Below are 17,229 nucleotides of genomic sequence, written 5' to 3' on the forward strand. Positions count from 1 at the left end.
TCCTCCGATGACTTCAGATGGCGTCAGTGAAAAAAAATAAACGCATTACCATCAGTGACATCGCCACGCTGGCCGGGGTGTCGAAATCGACCGCCAGCCTGGTGCTGAACGGCCGCAGCAAGGAATATCGGGTGTCCGACGACACCCGCGATCGCGTTCTGGCGCTGGCGCATGAACACCATTATCAGCCCAGCATCCATGCCCGCTCTTTGCGCTCCAACCGCAGCCACACGCTGGGGCTGGTGGTGCCGGAGATGACCAACTACGGCTTTGCGGTGATTTCGCGCGAGCTGGAAACGCTGTGCCGCGAAGCCGGTCTGCAGCTGCTGATCGCCTGCACCGATGAAAACCCGGCGCAGGAGATGATGGCGGTGAACAGTCTGGTGCAGCGGCAGGTGGATGGCTTGATCGTCGCCTCCAGCCAGTTGAACGACGCGGAATACCAGAAGATCAACGCCGGGCTGCCGGTGGTGCAGATGGACCGTCTGATCGCCGGCTCCGAACTGCCGCTGGTGATCACCGATTCGGTCAATTCGACTGCCGACCTGGTGGAAAAGGTCGCGCGCCAACATCCGGATGAGATCTATTTTCTCGGCGGGCAGCCGCGCATTTCGCCGACCCGCGATCGCCTCGCCGGCTTCCAGCTTGGCCTGGAGCGCGCCGGCATCACATGCAAACCGGAATGGATCATCAACGGCAACTATCACCCCAGCTCAGGTTACGAGATGTTTGCCCAGCTGTGCGCACAGCTGGGGCGTCCGCCTAAAGCGCTGTTTACCGCCGCCTGCGGCCTGCTGGAAGGCGTATTGCGTTATCTGACTCAGCATCAGCTGATGGAGAGCGACATTCACCTGTGCAGCTTCGACGATCACTACCTGTTCGACTGCATGACGCTGAAGATAGACACGGTCGCGCAAGACTGCCTGGCACTGGCGCAACATAGCTTCGACCAAGTCACCGCGCTTATCGACGAACGGCCGCTGGAACAGAGCGCGCTTTATCTGCCGGGCCGTATCCACTGGCGTCATGCCGGTTCCCGGGCTTTGTTAGCCGGGGAGTGATATCTCAGAATCAATAAAAAAGGGCGCCTGAGCGCCCTTTATCGTTTTGCTGCCGCTACTTGGCGGCGCCCTCCATGCCCACCAGCCCCACTTTCAGGTAGCCGGCTTTACGCAGGGTGTCCATCACGCTCATCAGCGTTTCATAGTCCACGCTCTTGTCCGCCTGGAAGAAGATGGTGGTTTCTTTGTTAGCCTGGGTGCGTTGATCCAGCACAGAAGTCAGCTGATCGGCATTCACCGGCTGATCGCCGACGTAGAGCTGCTTGTCGGCCTTCACCGACAGGAACACCGGTTTTTCCGGCCGCGGCTGCGGCTTGGCGGAAGAAGCCGGCAGATCGACGCGGATATCTACCGTTGCCAGCGGCGCGGCCACCATAAAGATGATCAACAGCACCAACATGACGTCGATAAACGGCGTCACGTTGATTTCATGCAGTTCGCCGCTGTCGTCCAGATCTTCATTTAAGCGCATCGCCATGACTCACCCCGCCCGCAGTTGGTGCGCGTGCTGTGAGCGCTTGGCTTCCGCCGTCGCGGCCAGATCCAGATCGCGGCCCTGCAGCAGCATGACCTGCGCCGCCACGTCGCCCACCTGCGCACGGTGGCCGCTGATGACGCGGGCGAAGATGTTGTAGATAACGACGGCAGGGATCGCCGCCACCAGGCCCAGCGCGGTCGCCAGCAGCGCTTCCGCGATGCCCGGCGCCACAACCGCCAGGTTGGTGGTCTGCGAATGGGCGATGCCGATGAAGCTGTTCATGATGCCCCACACGGTGCCGAACAGGCCGACAAACGGCGAGATGGCGCCGATGGTGGCGAGGAAGCCGTTGCCGCGGCCCATGTTGCGGCTGTAGGCCGCCACGCGGCGCTCGAGACGGAAGCCGGTGCGCTCTTTGATGCCGTTGTTGTCGTTGGATTCCGCAGACAGCTCCAGCTCGTTTTGCGCATCGTTCAGCAATACCGCGCTGACGCTCTCCGGGGCGAAGTTTTGCGCCAGCTCGGAGGCTTCATCCAGCGAGCGCGCTTCGGCCAGCGCCAACTGCTCGCGGCGCAGACGGCGCTTGGCGCGCAGCAGTTCGCTGCCTTTGGAGAACAGAATGGTCCAGGTCACGATCGAGGCCAGCACCAGGCCGATCATTACCGCTTTCACCACCGCGTCGGCGTGCTGGTACATGCCCCAAACGGACAGGTCCATGCCGCGGGTTTCCGGTGGCTGGATCGTTGGCGCCGGGTTCACCGGCGTGATGCTCTCCGGCGCGGCGGCTGCCGCAGGTGCAGGCGCGGTGGTCGGCGCAACGCTTTCGGCAACGGCCGGATTGCTCGCCGGCGCGGCCTGCGCGCTGCCGGCCAGCCCCACGACCAGCACCATAGAAGCCATCAGGCTGCGGCCGAAGGCCTTGCCCCACTGCGCCCGGCCCTGGCCGAACGATCCTTGATTTAAATTCTTGCCAGCCGTTTTCACGCTGTGCCTCCACCCATTACCGATCAAAATTAAGGAATAATTCAGCGTGCGATCATATCAAACCAACCGGGGATTGATAGTAGTTCTCATTATTATTTACCAAATAAACGAGAAAATTTTAGCCATCCCCGCCACAAAGCGCCAATCTGCGTCCGTTCACCGCCAAATACCCCTTTTATAGGGTTATTTCGTTACTTTTCTCCCACAACGACGCAACAACGCCGCGCTGCCGAACGGCGTCTTGACCGATGAATGGGCTTCTCTCTCGCACCACGGCAGAAGGATGAGGCGAGAAATGCGCGCCCGACAGACAATTATAGCCGTTTCTATATCTGGAAGTTAAAACGTCTGGATGGCTATATTAACTCATGTTAACGTAAGGGCTATCGCAAACGGGCACGTGCAGAGCAACCAGAGGTGAGCCAGGTACCATGACGTCAAAACATATCGAAACCACGCTGATCGGCGCCGGCCGCAGCCAGCGTTACACCCAGGGCTCCGTCAATCCCGTCACGCAACGCGCCTCTTCTTTGGTCTTCGACTCCGTCGCTGCCAAAAAACACGCCACCGCGCAACGCGCCCACGGCGAGCTGTTTTACGGCCGACGCGGCACCCTGACCCACTTCGCCCTGCAGGATGCAATGGTGGAGCTGGAGGGCGGCGCCGGCTGCGTGCTGTACCCCTGCGGCGCGGCGGCGGTGGCCAATGCGATTCTGTCGTTCGTCGGCGCCGGCGATCACCTGCTGGTCACTGGTTCGGCGTACGAACCGACCCAGGATTTCTGCACCCATATCCTCGGCCGCATGAACGTCAGCACCACCTATTTCGATCCGCTGATCGGCGCCGATATCGCCACGTTGATCCAACCCAACACCCGCGTGGTGTTCCTGGAATCCCCCGGCTCCATCACCCTGGAAGTGCAGGACATTCCGGCGATGGTGCAGGCCATTCGCGCCGTGGCGCCGGAGGTGGTGATCATGATCGACAATACCTGGGCGGCGGGCGTGCTGTTCAAGGCGTTGGATTTCGACATCGATATCTCCATTCAGGCCGGCACCAAATACCTGATCGGCCATTCCGATTACATGCTCGGCACCGCCGTCGCCAACGCGCGCTGTTGGGAGCAACTGCGCGAGTACTCCTATCTGATGGGGCAGATGGTGGATGCCGACACCGCCTACATGGCGAGCCGCGGCCTGCGTACCCTGAGCGTGCGCCTGAAGCAGCACGAACGCAGCAGCATTGAGGTCGCCAACTGGCTGGCCGAACGGCCGGAGGTGGCGACGGTCAATCACCCGGCCCTGCCCAGTTGCAAAGGCCACGAGTTCTACCGCCGCGACTTCAGCGGCTGCAACGGGCTGTTCTCCTTCGTGCTGAAAGAGCGGCTGGATGAGGCGCAGTTGGCCGCCTACCTGGACAACTTCAGCCACTTCAGCATGGCCTACTCCTGGGGCGGCTTCGAGTCGCTGATCCTGGCCAACCAGCCGGAAGAACTGGAAGCGATCCGCCCGGCGGGCGGCGTCGATTTTTCCGGCACGCTGGTGCGGTTGCATATCGGTCTGGAGAACGTCGAAGACCTGATCGCCGATCTGGCGGCCGGCTTCGATCGCCTCAACGGCGTGCGCTAAGGCGGATTCCGATAATTTTCTTCGTCTCGTTTAATGTCGGCTTAAGCTATTAGCGGTACACTAACCGGGTAACTGTCAGATACGGTAACCGCCGCATCCTGGAGAACGTGACCCCGGGCGCAACCGGCATGCAACAGGACATAAAATGGATGTATTACGAGAGATTATTCATGCGCTTTGGCAGCAGGACTTCATCGCCCTCGCCGATCCAAGCGTAATTTGGGTGGTTTACGCCGTACTTTTCACCACTCTGTTTTTGGAAAACGGACTGCTGCCCGCCTCCTTCCTTCCCGGTGACAGCCTGCTGCTGCTGTCGGGCGCGCTGATCGCCAAAGGCGTGATGGGCTTTGCCCCCACTCTGCTGATACTGACCGCCGCCGCCGGGCTCGGCTGCTGGCTGAGCTATATCCAGGGCCGCTGGCTGGGCCACACCGGCCTGGTGAAGAGCTGGCTGCTGCAACTGCCGGCACAGTACCACCAGCGCGCGCACAACCTGTTCAACCGCCACGGGCTGACGGCGCTGCTGATCGGCCGCTTCCTCGGTTTCGTACGCACCCTGCTGCCGACCATGGCCGGCATTTCCGGGCTCAACAGCTCGCGCTTCCAGGTGTTCAACTGGCTGAGCGCGGCGATCTGGGTCTGCGCGCTGGTCGGCCTCGGCTACGCGTTCAGCCAAATCCCTCTGGTGAAACGCTATGAAAGCCAGGTGATGACCGGCCTGATGCTGCTGCCGCTGCTGCTGCTGTTCGTCGGCCTGCTGGGCGCCATGCTGGTGATCTGGCGTAAAAAACGCGCCGCCTCTTCCTGAACTGGGCGCGCTACAGCGCCTTCTCGACCAACGCCAGACTGGCAGGCAGTTTGTTCACCAGCGTATCCACCGCCAGCCGCACCTTCAGCGGCAGGTGAGGCGTGTGCGGCCACACCGCATGCGCTTCAAAGGCGGCGCCCGGCCGATCGCGCAGCAAGCGCACCAGCGCCCCGCTCAACAACTGCTCACGCACCAGCCAGCACGGCAGCCAGGCAATGCCGAAACCCGCCGTCGCCGCATCCGCAATCGCCTGCAGGTCGTCCATTTGCAGCCGGTTATTCGGCATCACGTCCTGCGGCTTGCCGTCGCTATCCAATACCAACCAGCTGCGCCGCGCGCCGGCGCGCATATAGGTCACCGCCTCATGCTGCGCCAGTTGCTCGATGCTGTGCGGTTCGCCGCACCGCTGCAGATAGGCCGGCGAGGCGCACAGCGCCATGCGGTGATCGCCGATGCGGCGCGCCACCAAGCCGCTGCTGTTGGCCAGCGTACCGTTGCGAATCGCCATATCGAAGCCGTCCTCAATCAGGTCCACCACCCGATCGCTGAACGACAGCTCCAGCTCCAACCCAGGATGCTCGCGCGTCAGTTCGGTCAGCAGCGGCGCAATGCACATGCGGCCAAACAGCACCGGCATCGACACCCGCAGCCGGCCGCTGACCTGTCGTTTCCCCGACTCCAGCAGCGTTTCCGCGCCACGGATCTCCTCCAGCGCCCGCAGGCAGCGCTCATAAAACAGCGCACCGTCGTCGGTCAGGCTCTGGCTGCGCGTGGTGCGATGAAACAGCCGCACCCCCAGCCGCTGTTCCAGCCGGGCGATGGTTTTGCCGACCGCCGAACGCGAAAGATGCAGCCGACTGGCCGCCAACGCAAAACTGCCCGCCTCCACGGCGGTAACGAATACCGAAATGCCGCTCAACCGATCGCTCATGATTTGTCGCCCTGAAAGAAACAATCTGCGGAAATCTTATCGCCACTGGCGAACCTTCATCAACGATATTATCGACAGGTCGTTAATCGCAGACTTTGGAGAACATCATGACCAATACAATGCAACGCTGGACGATGAGCGCCCTGGGGCGTGAGCACCTGCAGCTGACCACCGACGCGATCCCGCAGCCGGGGCCGCGCGAGATCAGAGTGAAAGTGAAGGCTATCTCACTCAATTACCGTGACAAACTGATGATAGAAAGCGGCATGGGGCTCACGCTGCCGCAGCCGTTCACGCCCGCCTCGGACATGGCCGGCGAGGTCGATGCCATCGGCCCCGGCGTCAGCCGCTTTCAGCCCGGCGCGCGCGTCATTTCCACCTTCAGCCCCGGTTGGCTCGACGGCGAGCAAAAACCCTACGGCGATGCGCGCCGGGTGCCTTATCACACCCTCGGCGGTTTTTATCAGGGCGTGCTGGCGGAATACGTGATAGTGCATGAAGATTGGCTGGTGGCGGCGCCGGCGTCGCTGGACGATGTTCAGGCCAGCACCTTGCCGTGCGCCGGGCTGACCGCCTGGTTCGCACTGGTGGAGCAAGGCAGACTGCGCGCCGGCGACTCGGTATTGGTGCAAGGCACCGGCGGCGTGGCGCTGTTCGCGCTGCAGATCGCCAAAGCGCACGGCGCCGAGGTGTACGTCACTTCCGGCAGCGACGAAAAATTGGCGCGCGCCAAGGCGCTGGGCGCCGACCGCGGCATCAATCGCCTGCATGGCGACTGGGTGGAGAAGGTCTATCAGCTGACCCAGGATCGCGGCATCGACCATGTGGTGGATACCGTGGGCGGCACCAACCTCGGCAACTCGGTGCGCGCCGTGGCGGTGGGAGGACGCATCTCGGTAATAGGCATCCTGGAAGGCAACGAAATTTCCGCCCCCGCCGGCCCGCTGCTATTAAAATCCGCAGTGATTCAGGGCATCGGCGTCGGCCACCGCCGCGCGCTGGAAGACCTGGTGCGCGCCGTGGACGCCGTCAACCTGCAGCCGGTGATCGACCAGGTATACCGCTTCGATCAGCTGCCGCAGGCGCTGGATCACCTCGATCGCGGGCCATTCGGCAAGATCGTCTTAACCCCATAAACGCGGCTCAGCCCTCCAGCAACAGCGGGTTGGCCTCGCGCAGCCGGGCGACTTCATCGCTCGGCGTCATGCCGAACAGCCGTTTGAACTCGCGGCTGAACTGCGACGCGCTTTCGTAGCCGACGCGGATCGCCGCCGTGCTGGCCTTCAGACCGTCATGAACCATCAACAGGCGCGCCTTATGCAGCCGGTACGACTTCACGTACTGCAGCGGCGAGGTGTTGGTCACCGCCTTGAAGTTGTGGTGGAACGCCGAGACGCTCATGTTGACCTCGCTGGCCAACTGCTCGACGTTGATGCTGTCGGCATACTGATGTTCGATACGCCGCAGCGCCTTGGCGATCTGGCTGAAGTGGGTATGCCGATTGACCAACTCCTGCAGCGACGCGCCGCAGGCGCCGCGCAGCACATAATAGAGAATCTCCCGTACGATCTGCGGCCCAAGCACCCGGGCGTCGAGCGGATTGGCCATCACGTCGAGCAGACGCTCGGTGGCGCACAGCAACTCTTCCGTCATTTCCGCCAGGTTCACCCCGTTGCTCTCCGCGCGCGGTTGCATCAGGTAGTCGTCATCGCCGATGTCGATCAGCAAGTCCTGCAGCATTTGGGTATCGATATTGACCGCCAACCCAACCAGCGGCAGTTCCGGGCTGGCGAAGGTTTCGCATTCAAACGGCAGCGGCACCGTCATCAGCAGGTAGTTGCGCGGATCGTATTGGAACTTCTTATTGCCGCAATAGCCGACCTTGTGCCCCTGAAAAACAATGACGATCCCCGGTTCATACATCACCGGCTGACGCGGGCTGTGGCGATCGACATACAAAATCTTCACCCGCGGCACCGGCGACGGCGTGTAGCCGTTGCCGCTGGCGATAGCCATCGCCTGGCGCGCCATGCGGCTGCGCAGCGCATCGATTTCAATCACGGAAACACCCTCTTACAGTCAGAACGATTCGGCATAAATCATAATTTAAAACTCGCCATTTCTACAGCCAGTTGTAGAAATAGGCAAGAACCAAACAGGAATGTGCATTGTGCGTTGCCGCCCGGTTCCTGACAATACGGGCCAGATACTTTTGCGCCACTTTGGCGCCCGCCTGACAGAAAGAGAGAAATCAACCATGCACAACTTCATTCTGCATACCCCAACCAAAATCCTGTTCGGCAAGGACCAAATTGCCGACGTGGCCGGCCAAATCCCGGCGGACGCGCGCATCCTGATCACCTACGGTGGCGGCAGCGTAAAGAAAAACGGCGTGCTGGATCAGGTGCATAGTGCGCTGGCCGGCCGCGACGTGCGGGAGTTTTCCGGCATCGAGCCTAACCCGACCTACGAAACGCTGATGAAAGCGGTCGAGGTGGTGAAAGCGGAAAACATCGATTTCCTGCTGGCGGTCGGCGGCGGTTCGGTGGTTGACGGCACCAAGTTCATCGCCGCCGCCGCCCGTTATACGGCCAGCAACGACGCCTGGCACATTCTGCAGACCGTCGGCAGCCACATCGCCGACGCGGTGCCGATGGGCTGCGTGCTGACGCTGCCGGCCACCGGCTCCGAGTCCAACAGCGGCGCGGTGATCACCCGCAAAAGCAGCGGCGACAAGCAGCACTTCTTCTCTCCGCTGGTGCAGCCGCGCTTCGCCGTACTGGATCCGGTGGTGACCTACTCGCTGCCGCCCCGCCAGATCGCCAACGGCGTGGTCGACGCCTTCGTGCACACCCTGGAGCAGTATCTGACCTACCCGGTCGACGCCAAGGTGCAGGATCGCTTCGCCGAAGGCCTGCTGTTGACCCTGCTGGAAGACGGCCCGCGCGCGCTGGCCGAGCCGGAGAACTATGCGGTGCGCGCCAACGTGATGTGGAGCGCCACCATGGCGCTGAACGGCCTGATCGGCGCCGGCGTGCCGCAGGACTGGGCGACCCACATGCTGGGCCACGAGCTGACCGCCATGCACGATCTCGACCACGCGCAAACGCTGGCCATCGTGCTGCCGGCGCTGCTGCACGAGAAGAAAGCGCAGAAGCGCGAAAAACTGCTGCAGTACGCTGAACGCGTCTGGGGCCTGCGCGAAGGCAGCGAAGACAGCCGGATCGACGGCGCCATCGCCGCCACCCGCGCCTTCTTCGAACAGATGGGCGTGCCGACCCGCATGGCGGATTATCAGCTCGACGGCAGCAGCATTCCGGCGCTGCTCGACAAGCTCCATCAGCACGGCATGACCGCCCTGGGCGAGCATCAGGACATCACCCTGGACGTCAGCCGCCGCATTTATGAAGCGGCGCGTTAATCGCAAAACGGCGATTTTTTGCTAGGCTTTAGTCTCCGCCAGCCATTTTTCGCCGCATCCTGCGCCCGGCCGATCACCGGGCGCAGTCGGGCGCTTCAGCGCCGCCGATCGTTTCGCACCACTCGTCTTACCGCTCATTCGCAGGGAGAGCGGGGAGAAAATGGCCCTCCCGCCACCGCTGAAATTAGGCTGGCAAACCCGGCAACCGCCCATTTTGCCAACTAGAATTTATCTATAGCCGTTTCGGCGCCGCAGGCGCCGCAATCCGTACACAAGGAGATGCGCATGACAACGCAACAACCCATCATCAAACTCCACGATGGTAATCTGATGCCGCAGTTGGGTCTCGGCGTTTGGCAGGCGAGTATTGAAGAGACCACCCGCGCGGTGAGCAAAGCGCTGGAGATCGGTTACCGCTCCATCGACACCGCCGCGATTTACAAGAACGAGGAAGGCGTCGGCGCCGCGCTGCAGTCCAGCTCGCTGCCGCGCAGCGACCTGTTCATCACCACCAAGCTGTGGAACGACGATCAGGGCGATCCGCTGGCGGCGCTGGAAACCAGTCTGGAAAAGCTCAAGCTGGACTATGTGGATCTGTATCTGATCCACTGGCCGCGCCCGCAGCAGGATCAATACGTCTCCGCCTGGCGCGAACTGATCAAGCTGCGCGAACAAGGCCTGGTGAAAAGCATCGGCGTATGCAACTTCCATACGCCGCACCTGCAGCGTCTGTTGGATGAAACCAACGTGGCGCCGGTCGTCAACCAGATCGAGCTGCACCCGCTGCTGCAACAGCGCCAGCTGCGCGCCTGGAACGCCACGCACCATATCGCCACCGAATCCTGGAGCCCGCTGGCGCAAGGCGGTGAAGGCGTGTTCGACCAGCCGCTAATCAAGGCGCTGGCCGAAAAATACGAGAAAACCCCGGCGCAGATTGTGGTGCGCTGGCACCTGGACAGCGGTCTTATCGTCATCCCGAAATCGGTCACGCCGTCGCGGATTCGCGAAAACTTCGAGGTGTTTGATTTCAAACTCGATAAAGATGAACTGGGCGAGATCGCCAAGCTGGATGTCGGCAACCGCCTCGGGCCGGATCCGGATACCCTGTAATCTCCCCCCAAGCCCTCTCCGGCCGGAGGGGGCTTTTCCTTCCCGCACATTGCTCCTTTGCGCCGCCTGACGTTATGATGACGACGCCGGAGGCTCCGCCCGCCGGTTAACGCCGTTAAAAAACAGACAAGCACGGAGCACCATGAAATTCTCTTTCTCACACGGGTCACGGCTGGGCATGCTTTGCGTCATGCTGGTGCTGGCGGGTTGCGCCGGCAAGAAACAGCGCGTCAGCTACGATCGCCACGCCTTCGATAGCGCCATCAAAGACGCCGCCAGCGAATACGGCGTAGACGCCAAGCTGATCACCGCCATGATCCAGGTGGAGTCCGGTTTCAACCCCGCCGCAGTGAGCAGATCCAATGCGATCGGCCTGATGCAGCTGAAAGCCGATACCGCCGGCTGCGACGCCTATCGCTACAAAGGCAAACGCGGTTGCCCGGACGATGACGATCTGCGGGATCCCGACACCAATATCGATCTCGGCGCCGCCTATCTGGCCACCTTGCAAAAACAACAGCTTAAAGGGATAGCCAATCCCGTCACGCTGCGCTACGCCACCATCATCGCCTACGTCAACGGCACCGGGGCACTGCTGCGCACCTTCTCCAGCAACCGTCAGCAGGCCATCGCGATGATTAACAACCTGTCGCCGGAGGCCTTTAACTGGCACGTGCGCAAATACCATCCCGCGCCGCAGGCGCCGCGCCATTTGATGAAAGTGGAAGCCGCGTACGAGCAGCTGTGACGCTCAACAGTGAAAAGGAGAACCCGGGGGTTCTCCTTTTTGTTTACGCATGCGGTGCGGCCGTTACGGCTTGGCTTTGCGAATCGGTTTGCGCGGCGGCCGGTTGGACGGCGTGCGCTGCCGATTGATATCGGTATGTTTGGTCAGCGCCGGCCGGGTATGGCGCTGCAGCCGTTTCGCTTCGCGCTGTTCGTCGATGCTCGGCGCTGGCACCAGACAATCGCGGCGGCTGCCGATCAGGTGCTTCAGGCCCATCTCTTCCAGCGCGGCGCGGATCAGCGCCCAGTTGGCCGGATCGTGGTAACGCAGCAGCGCCTTATGCAGGCGGCGCTGGCGATCGCCGCGCGGCACCACCACGTCTTCGCTCTTGTACCCCACCTTGCTCAGCGGGTTTTTGCCGCTGTAATACATGGTGGTGGAGTTGGCCATCGGCGAAGGATAGAAGTTCTGCACCTGATCGAGGCGGAAACGGTTCTTCTTCAGCCACAGCGCCAGGTTCACCATGTCTTCATCGCGGGTGCCCGGGTGCGACGAGATAAAGTATGGGATCAGGTACTGCTCTTTGCCCGCCAGCTTCGAATAGTGATCAAACAGCTGCTTGAAGCGATCGTAACTGCCCATGCCCGGTTTCATCATCTTCGACAACGGGCCTTCTTCGGTGTGCTCCGGCGCGATCTTCAGGTAGCCGCCGACGTGGTGGGTCGCCAGTTCCTTGATATAGCGCGGATCTTCCACCGCCAGATCGTAACGTACCCCGGAAGCGATCAGGATCTTCTTGATGCCCTCCAGAGAACGCGCGCGGCGGTAAAGCTTGATGGTCGGCTCGTGGTTGGTATCCATGTAAGTGCAGATCTCCGGATACACGCACGAGGCGCGGCGGCAGGTCTGCTCAGCGCGCGGGTTGGTGCAGCGCAGCATATACATGTTGGCGGTCGGGCCGCCCAGATCGGAGATCACACCGGTAAAGCCCGGCACCTTGTCACGGATCTCTTCGATTTCGCGAACGATCGAATCTTCCGAACGGCTCTGGATGATGCGCCCTTCATGCTCGGTGATCGAACAGAACGAACAGCCGCCGTAGCAGCCGCGCATGATGTTCACCGAGAAACGGATCATGTCATAGGCCGGAATGCGATCCTGACCGTAGGACGGGTGCGGTACGCGTTGATAAGGCAGAGCGAAGACGCTGTCCATCTCCGGCGTGGTCAGCGGGATCGCCGGCGGGTTGATCCACACGTAGCGATCGCCGTGTTTTTGCATCAGCGCGCGGGCGCAGCCTGGGTTGGTTTCATGGTGCAAAATGCGCGAGGTGTGCGCATACAGCACCTTGTCGCCCTTCACTTTCTCGAAGGACGGCAGCAGCACGTAGGTCTTCTCCCACGGCTTCGGTTTGGCGGCGCGCACGGTGACAGGCTTGGCTTCCGGCTCTTTCGGCTTGGCGCCGTCGGCGCACGGCAGATCCTCGCCATACGGGTTCGGAATAGGTTCGATGCGGCCCGGCTTGTCGAGGCGGGTGGAATCCACGCCGCTCCAGCCCGGCAGCGCTTCTTTGCGCATCACCGCGGTATTGCGAATATCGTGGATATCGCCGATCTTCTCACCGGCGGCCAGACGGTGCGCCACTTCCACCAACGGACGCTCGCCGTTGCCGTAGATCAGCATGTCGGCTTTGGAGTCCACCAGCACCGAGCGGCGCACGGTATCCGACCAGTAATCGTAGTGGGCGATGCGGCGCAGGCTGGCTTCGATGCCGCCCAACACGATCGGCACGTCTTTATAGGCTTCTTTGCAGCGCTGGCTGTAGACCAGGGTGGCGCGATCCGGCCGCTTGCCGCCGACGTTGCCGGCGGTATAGGCATCGTCGTGGCGCAGTTTGCGATCGGCGGTGTAGCGGTTGATCATCGAGTCCATGTTGCCGGCGGTGATGCCGAAGAACAGGTTCGGTTTCCCCAGCCGCATGAAGTCTTCTTTATTGCTCCAGTCCGGCTGCGCGATGATGCCGACGCGAAAGCCCTGCGCTTCCAGCATGCGGCCGATGATCGCCATGCCAAAGCTTGGGTGATCGACGTAGGCGTCGCCGCTGATGATGATCACGTCGCAGCTGTCCCAGCCCAGTTGATCCATCTCTGCCCGCGACATCGGTAAAAACGGCGCGGTGCCAAAACATTCGGCCCAATAGGGCTTATAGGAAAACAGTTCACGATCGGGTTGGATCAGGCTGGTGGTGCTCATTCTGCTGCTCTTTTTACAGGTTAATTAATCGCCGGGCGGCGATTATACGCACTAGCAGCAAAAAGAGCATGGTTATTTCGCTAACCGTTCACTTCGAATTCATAAACGTCGCTGCGGCACAAGATATCGCTGAACTCCAGCGCCTCACCCTGAGCGTTGCGGCTGGTTTGGATGATGTGCAACAACGGCGCGCCGCACGGCACGTTGAGCAGTTCGGCGACCTCGTCGCTGCAGGACACCGCCTTCAACAGAAAGTGTTTATCTTCAGGCACGATGCCGCGCGATTGCCATAGTGCATACAGTGAATGCTCCAACTGCGCCGGTTCGGGCAAGAAGCGCGGTGGTATATAGGTGGTTTCCAGCGAGACCGGGCTGCCGTTCAGCAAGCGTAACCGCCGCAGTTTGATCACTTCATCCCCCTCCGCCAGCCCCAGCGCCGCCGCGGCCTTGGCCGGCGCGCCGACTCGGGTGCGCAGCAGCCATCGATTGCTGACGCGGCTGCCGTGACGCAGCGCCTGAGCGGTGAAACCGCTGTCCTTATCGAGGGAATAACCAATGCGCATCGCCACGCGGGTGCCGACCCCCTGCTGCCGTGAAATCAGCCCTTTATCCTCCAGCAGCTTCATTGCCTTGCTGACGGTGACGCGCGACAGCGCCAGCCCCTCCGCCATCTGCCGTTCCGGCGGCAGAAATGCCTCCGCCGCCAACACCTGCTGCCTGATCGCGGTTTCTATCGCCGCCGCCAGCTGAATATAACGCGGCGCTACCGCCCCCTGCGCCAGATGGCCACGCAGCCAGGCCATAAAATCCGTCATTCGCCCGCCCTCTTGCTTATGCCATTCGTCTGAGTCTCATTGTTATCCTATCGCCTGTCCGGCGATAGGCACCTCACTTTAACTAAAATATCGCTAATGCTTTCAGAGTGGCATCACAATTTTTGCCTAATGGACTTTCATTGGATCTAGATCGCGCGTAATCTGTGCTTATTGATGTTGATACATCAATAAGCACCAACACCAGGGACCCACTTTAAAAACAATAAAAAACCCGCTGCCAGCCCTAAAGGATACCCTTGATGGCCGGCAGCGGGCCTATACTGCCGGCGCAAACGGCCGATAATAAGCAACGGAGCTAATGGATAGCCTGCTCACGGCTCATCGCCGCATCACAGGATCCCATCGCGGAGGGCGAAGCGGATCGATGTCGGCAAATAGAAACGTTCCCGCTTCGCCAAACCCCGCTGCAGCCCCACTCTTTGACTACACTCATTGGCGCCGTGCGGCCGACGTGCCTCACCCGATAAGGCGGATACCGCCCTCATTTTGACAGACCCGGCGGCATCAGCCGCTACACACTGCGCGGAATCGGCGTCTTCACCGACAGCGGGATAGCCGGCCTCAACCGCGCCAACGGAATCGATTTTCAGTCAACTGCGGCGGCCCTCGCGGCCCTGCGCAACAGGGATCATTTGCTATGACCGATATCAATCGCAATGAAGCATGGAAGGTAGAAAGCACCGGTATCGACCGGGTGCCGGACGCGGAACAGACCGGTAAGCCCATCGAGCTGTTTTGGATCTGGTCGGCGGCCAATATCGGTATTCTCGGCGTGGTGTACGGCGCCATCATCGTCGGCTTCGGCTTATCCTTTCTGCAATCGGTACTCGCCGCGCTGGTCGGCGTCGCCAGCTTCGTGCTGGTCGGCCTCACCAGCTTCGCCGGCAAGCGCGGGCGCACCTCTACGCTGACGCTCTCGCGGGTGATTTTCGGGCTGAAGGGCAACGTGGCGCCCACCCTGTTCAGTTGGATCAACCTGATGGGCTGGGAAGCGGTCAACGTGATCACCGGCACCCTGACGCTGGCGGCGCTGTTCGAGGCCTTCGGACTGGGAACCAGCCACCTGCTGACCGCGCTCAGCCTGCTGCTGTTCGGCGGACTCACTGTCGTCGTCAGCCTGCTGGGGCAAAATACCGTAGTCTGGATGCAGAGCTGGTTCAGCCGCATCTTCGGCACCATGACGCTGATCGTGGTGCTCTATATCCTGTTCAACACTGAGTGGAGCCAGGTGCTGGCGCTGCCTTCCGGCAGTTGGTTGACCGGTTTCCTGCCGGCGGTATCGGTGATCGCCGCCGGCACCGGCATCAGTTGGGCAATCGCCGGCGCCGATTACAGCCGCTATCAAAGCCCGAGCTCGTCGAGCAAAGGCATTTTCGCCGCGGTGATGGGCGGTGCCTGTTTGCCGCTGATGCTGCTGATGCTGGCCGGTATTCTGCTTTCCGTGCAGCTCCCCGATCTGGCCAGCGCCGCCAACCCCATCGCGCTGATAGGCTCGGTGCTGCCCGCCTGGATGGCCATCCCTTATCTGCTGGCCGCCACCGCCGGCATCGTCACCATCGCGGTGCTCAGCCTGTATTCCGCCAGCCTTAACCTGCTGACCATCGGCGTGCAGGTCAAACAATGGCTGGCGGTATCGATCGACGCCGTGGTGGTGCTGGGCATCGCCCTGTATGTGCTGTTCATCTCCGGCGATTTCATGGGGCCGTTCATCTCCTTCCTGGTATTCTGCGGGGTGTTTCTGGCGGCCTGGGAGGCGATTTTCCTGCTCGATTACCTGTGCCTGCGCCGCCGCCACGGGTATGATGGCAACGCTTTGTACGGCCTGCATGGCCAGAACCGCGGCGTGCGCAAAGCCCCGCTGTTTTGCTGGTTCCTCGGCGCCCTGTGCGGCCTGCTGGTCACCAAAACCGGTTTTATCGACGGCCCGCTGGCCAAAGGCTTGTTCGCCGACTCCAGCCTGGGGCTGTTTGTGTCGTTTGCGGTGAGTCTGATCGCTTACGGTCTGTACCTGACCCAACGCAGAGAACATCAATGAATGAGTGGGAAGCTGTAACACCTGTCCTGGTGATTGGGGGCGCGGTCGGCGATCTGGTGATGACGCTGCCGCGCCTGCCAACCCGCGGTGAAGATATCGAAGCCCTGCCGCAGGCGCGGCAAATCGGCGGTTGCGCGTTCAACGTGGCGCGCGCGCTGACGCGCCTTGAAGCGCCGGTGATCAACGGCATGCCGGTCGGCAACGGCGAGTGGGGCGCGGCGATCGAAGCCGCCATGGGCGAACTGGGGCTGGAGGTGCTGTTGCGCCACGGCCAGATGGACAACGGCTGGTGCCTGGCGCTGGTGGAGCCCGACGGCGAACGCACCTTTATCACGGTGTCCGGTTGCGAAAGCCAATGGAATAAAGCGCAGCTGGCGACCCTGCCGCTGACGGAACACACTCTGATCTACGCCAGCGGCTACGAGCTGGCGGGCGAAAACGGCGAAGCGCTGCGCGAGTGGCTGACGCGCATGCCGTTCGACCAACCGCGCCTGATCGATCCCGGCCCGCGCATCGCCCAGCTCAGCGAAGATTTCTTCGCCATGCTCAGCGACAGCCACACTCTGCTGACGCTCAACCGCGACGAAGTGGCCACGCTGTGCGGCGTCGGCGACGCCGTGGAGGCCGCACAGCGCTATGCCGCCGCCCGTAATCTGACGCTGATCTGTCGCCTGGATCGCGACGGCGCGTGGATCTGCGACGGCCGCACGCCGCCGCTGCACGTTCCGGCCTATCCGGTAGAGGTCGTTGACACCATCGGCGCGGGCGATGCCCACTGCGCCGGTTTGCTGGCGGGCCTGTCTGCCGGCTGGCCACTGCCGCGGGCCGTCGATCTGGCCAACCGGGTCGCCGCTTGCGTGGTGGCCAGCCTCGGCGCCGCCAATCCGCCGGACTGGCAGCACCTGCAGCAGCGCTTCCCGCAGGCCTGACGTTTCAGGGCGCAGCCAGCTGCGCCCC

The 17,229-nt window shown here is 61.8% G+C and carries 15 protein-coding genes; 9 read left to right on the plus strand and 6 right to left on the minus strand.

Annotated elements, in window-relative coordinates; all coding sequences use genetic code 11:
• Nucleotides 1-17 precede the first annotated feature (17 nt).
• Nucleotides 18-1,061, plus strand: a complete 1,044-nt coding sequence (locus tag J0F90_RS20820) for a LacI family DNA-binding transcriptional regulator (RefSeq protein WP_016930122.1) — start codon at nucleotides 18-20, stop codon at nucleotides 1,059-1,061.
• 55 nt (nucleotides 1,062-1,116) lie between these two features.
• On the opposite strand, the gene exbD is transcribed toward J0F90_RS20820, so the two are convergent.
• Entirely contained in the window at nucleotides 1,117-1,539 is a 423-nt protein-coding gene (gene exbD / locus J0F90_RS20825) for a TonB system transport protein ExbD (RefSeq protein WP_004937307.1), read from the minus strand.
• Nucleotides 1,540-1,542: 3 nt separating this feature from the next.
• Nucleotides 1,543-2,523, minus strand: coding sequence for a tol-pal system-associated acyl-CoA thioesterase (gene exbB, locus J0F90_RS20830; RefSeq protein ID WP_072270933.1), 981 nt, complete (start codon nucleotides 2,521-2,523; stop codon nucleotides 1,543-1,545).
• Nucleotides 2,524-2,954: 431 nt separating this feature from the next.
• On the opposite strand from exbB, the gene metC reads away from it, so the two are divergent.
• The gene (metC, locus tag J0F90_RS20835; protein WP_033639378.1) at nucleotides 2,955-4,151 is read left to right on the plus strand and encodes a cystathionine beta-lyase; all 1,197 of its coding nucleotides are present in this window, start codon (nucleotides 2,955-2,957) and stop codon (nucleotides 4,149-4,151) included.
• A 145-nt stretch (nucleotides 4,152-4,296) separates the two neighbouring features.
• Entirely contained in the window at nucleotides 4,297-4,959 is a 663-nt protein-coding gene (locus J0F90_RS20840) for a DedA family protein (RefSeq protein ID WP_004937300.1), read from the plus strand.
• A gap of 10 nt (nucleotides 4,960-4,969) precedes the next feature.
• On the opposite strand, the gene J0F90_RS20845 is transcribed toward J0F90_RS20840, so the two are convergent.
• A complete protein-coding gene (locus J0F90_RS20845) occupies nucleotides 4,970-5,890 on the minus strand; it encodes a LysR family transcriptional regulator (protein ID WP_033639377.1) in 921 nt (306 codons plus the stop codon).
• A gap of 107 nt (nucleotides 5,891-5,997) precedes the next feature.
• Here J0F90_RS20845 and J0F90_RS20850 point away from each other — a divergent pair, with 107 nt between their 5' ends.
• Entirely contained in the window at nucleotides 5,998-7,026 is a 1,029-nt protein-coding gene (locus J0F90_RS20850) for a zinc-dependent alcohol dehydrogenase family protein (RefSeq protein WP_033639376.1), read from the plus strand.
• Between the two features lie 7 nt (nucleotides 7,027-7,033).
• On the opposite strand, the gene J0F90_RS20855 is transcribed toward J0F90_RS20850, so the two are convergent.
• Nucleotides 7,034-7,921: an AraC family transcriptional regulator gene (locus tag J0F90_RS20855; protein WP_156866316.1), complete on the minus strand. Its 888-nt coding sequence runs from the start codon at nucleotides 7,919-7,921 to the stop codon at nucleotides 7,034-7,036.
• 226 nt (nucleotides 7,922-8,147) lie between these two features.
• Between J0F90_RS20855 and yqhD the strand changes: the two genes are divergently transcribed.
• The 3 genes from yqhD to J0F90_RS20870 all read left to right on the plus strand — a co-directional run bounded on the left by yqhD (nucleotide 8,148) and on the right by J0F90_RS20870 (nucleotide 11,169).
• A complete protein-coding gene (gene yqhD / locus J0F90_RS20860; RefSeq protein ID WP_016930127.1) occupies nucleotides 8,148-9,311 on the plus strand; it encodes an alcohol dehydrogenase in 1,164 nt (387 codons plus the stop codon).
• A gap of 285 nt (nucleotides 9,312-9,596) precedes the next feature.
• Nucleotides 9,597-10,421: a 2,5-didehydrogluconate reductase DkgA gene (gene dkgA, locus J0F90_RS20865; protein WP_004937289.1), complete on the plus strand. Its 825-nt coding sequence runs from the start codon at nucleotides 9,597-9,599 to the stop codon at nucleotides 10,419-10,421.
• Between the two features lie 142 nt (nucleotides 10,422-10,563).
• Nucleotides 10,564-11,169: a transglycosylase SLT domain-containing protein gene (locus J0F90_RS20870; RefSeq protein ID WP_016930129.1), complete on the plus strand. Its 606-nt coding sequence runs from the start codon at nucleotides 10,564-10,566 to the stop codon at nucleotides 11,167-11,169.
• Nucleotides 11,170-11,232: 63 nt separating this feature from the next.
• Here J0F90_RS20870 and J0F90_RS20875 read toward each other — a convergent pair whose 3' ends face one another.
• Both J0F90_RS20875 and J0F90_RS20880 read right to left on the minus strand, forming a co-directional pair.
• Nucleotides 11,233-13,401 carry a YgiQ family radical SAM protein gene (locus tag J0F90_RS20875; protein ID WP_004937285.1) on the minus strand — a complete coding sequence of 723 codons (2,169 nt, stop codon included), beginning with the start codon at nucleotides 13,399-13,401 and terminating at the stop codon, nucleotides 11,233-11,235.
• Between the two features lie 80 nt (nucleotides 13,402-13,481).
• Complete coding sequence (locus J0F90_RS20880; protein WP_016930130.1) at nucleotides 13,482-14,216, minus strand: GntR family transcriptional regulator; 735 nt, start codon at nucleotides 14,214-14,216, stop codon at nucleotides 13,482-13,484.
• 658 nt (nucleotides 14,217-14,874) lie between these two features.
• On the opposite strand from J0F90_RS20880, the gene J0F90_RS20885 reads away from it, so the two are divergent.
• Nucleotides 14,875-16,272 (plus strand): purine-cytosine permease family protein, encoded by a 1,398-nt coding sequence (locus J0F90_RS20885; protein WP_004937281.1) that lies wholly within the window; start codon nucleotides 14,875-14,877, stop codon nucleotides 16,270-16,272.
• Nucleotides 16,269-17,201, plus strand: a complete 933-nt coding sequence (locus tag J0F90_RS20890) for a PfkB family carbohydrate kinase (protein WP_033639374.1) — start codon at nucleotides 16,269-16,271, stop codon at nucleotides 17,199-17,201. Before J0F90_RS20885 ends, J0F90_RS20890 begins: the two co-directional genes overlap by 4 nt.
• Nucleotides 17,202-17,229: the final 28 nt, after the last annotated feature.

Origin of the sequence: Serratia marcescens subsp. marcescens ATCC 13880 (assembly GCF_017299535.1) — a bacterium.
Taxonomy (GTDB): Bacteria; Pseudomonadota; Gammaproteobacteria; order Enterobacterales; family Enterobacteriaceae; genus Serratia; species Serratia marcescens.

Bases quoted from the DNA above. Each gene is read 5' to 3' on its own strand.
- J0F90_RS20820 (WP_016930122.1), top strand. From the start codon at position 18: ATGGCGTCAGTGAAAAAAAATAAACGCATTACCATCAGTGACATCGCC.
- exbD (WP_004937307.1), bottom strand. From the start codon at position 1,539: ATGGCGATGCGCTTAAATGAAGATCTGGACGACAGCGGCGAACTGCAT.
- metC (WP_033639378.1), top strand. From the start codon at position 2,955: ATGACGTCAAAACATATCGAAACCACGCTGATCGGCGCCGGCCGCAGC.
- J0F90_RS20840 (WP_004937300.1), top strand. From the start codon at position 4,297: ATGGATGTATTACGAGAGATTATTCATGCGCTTTGGCAGCAGGACTTC.
- J0F90_RS20845 (WP_033639377.1), bottom strand. From the start codon at position 5,890: ATGAGCGATCGGTTGAGCGGCATTTCGGTATTCGTTACCGCCGTGGAG.
- J0F90_RS20850 (WP_033639376.1), top strand. From the start codon at position 5,998: ATGACCAATACAATGCAACGCTGGACGATGAGCGCCCTGGGGCGTGAG.
- J0F90_RS20855 (WP_156866316.1), bottom strand. From the start codon at position 7,921: ATGGCGCGCCAGGCGATGGCTATCGCCAGCGGCAACGGCTACACGCCG.
- yqhD (WP_016930127.1), top strand. From the start codon at position 8,148: ATGCACAACTTCATTCTGCATACCCCAACCAAAATCCTGTTCGGCAAG.
- dkgA (WP_004937289.1), top strand. From the start codon at position 9,597: ATGACAACGCAACAACCCATCATCAAACTCCACGATGGTAATCTGATG.
- J0F90_RS20870 (WP_016930129.1), top strand. From the start codon at position 10,564: ATGAAATTCTCTTTCTCACACGGGTCACGGCTGGGCATGCTTTGCGTC.
- J0F90_RS20875 (WP_004937285.1), bottom strand. From the start codon at position 13,401: ATGAGCACCACCAGCCTGATCCAACCCGATCGTGAACTGTTTTCCTAT.
- J0F90_RS20880 (WP_016930130.1), bottom strand. From the start codon at position 14,216: ATGACGGATTTTATGGCCTGGCTGCGTGGCCATCTGGCGCAGGGGGCG.
- J0F90_RS20885 (WP_004937281.1), top strand. From the start codon at position 14,875: ATGACCGATATCAATCGCAATGAAGCATGGAAGGTAGAAAGCACCGGT.
- J0F90_RS20890 (WP_033639374.1), top strand. From the start codon at position 16,269: ATGAATGAGTGGGAAGCTGTAACACCTGTCCTGGTGATTGGGGGCGCG.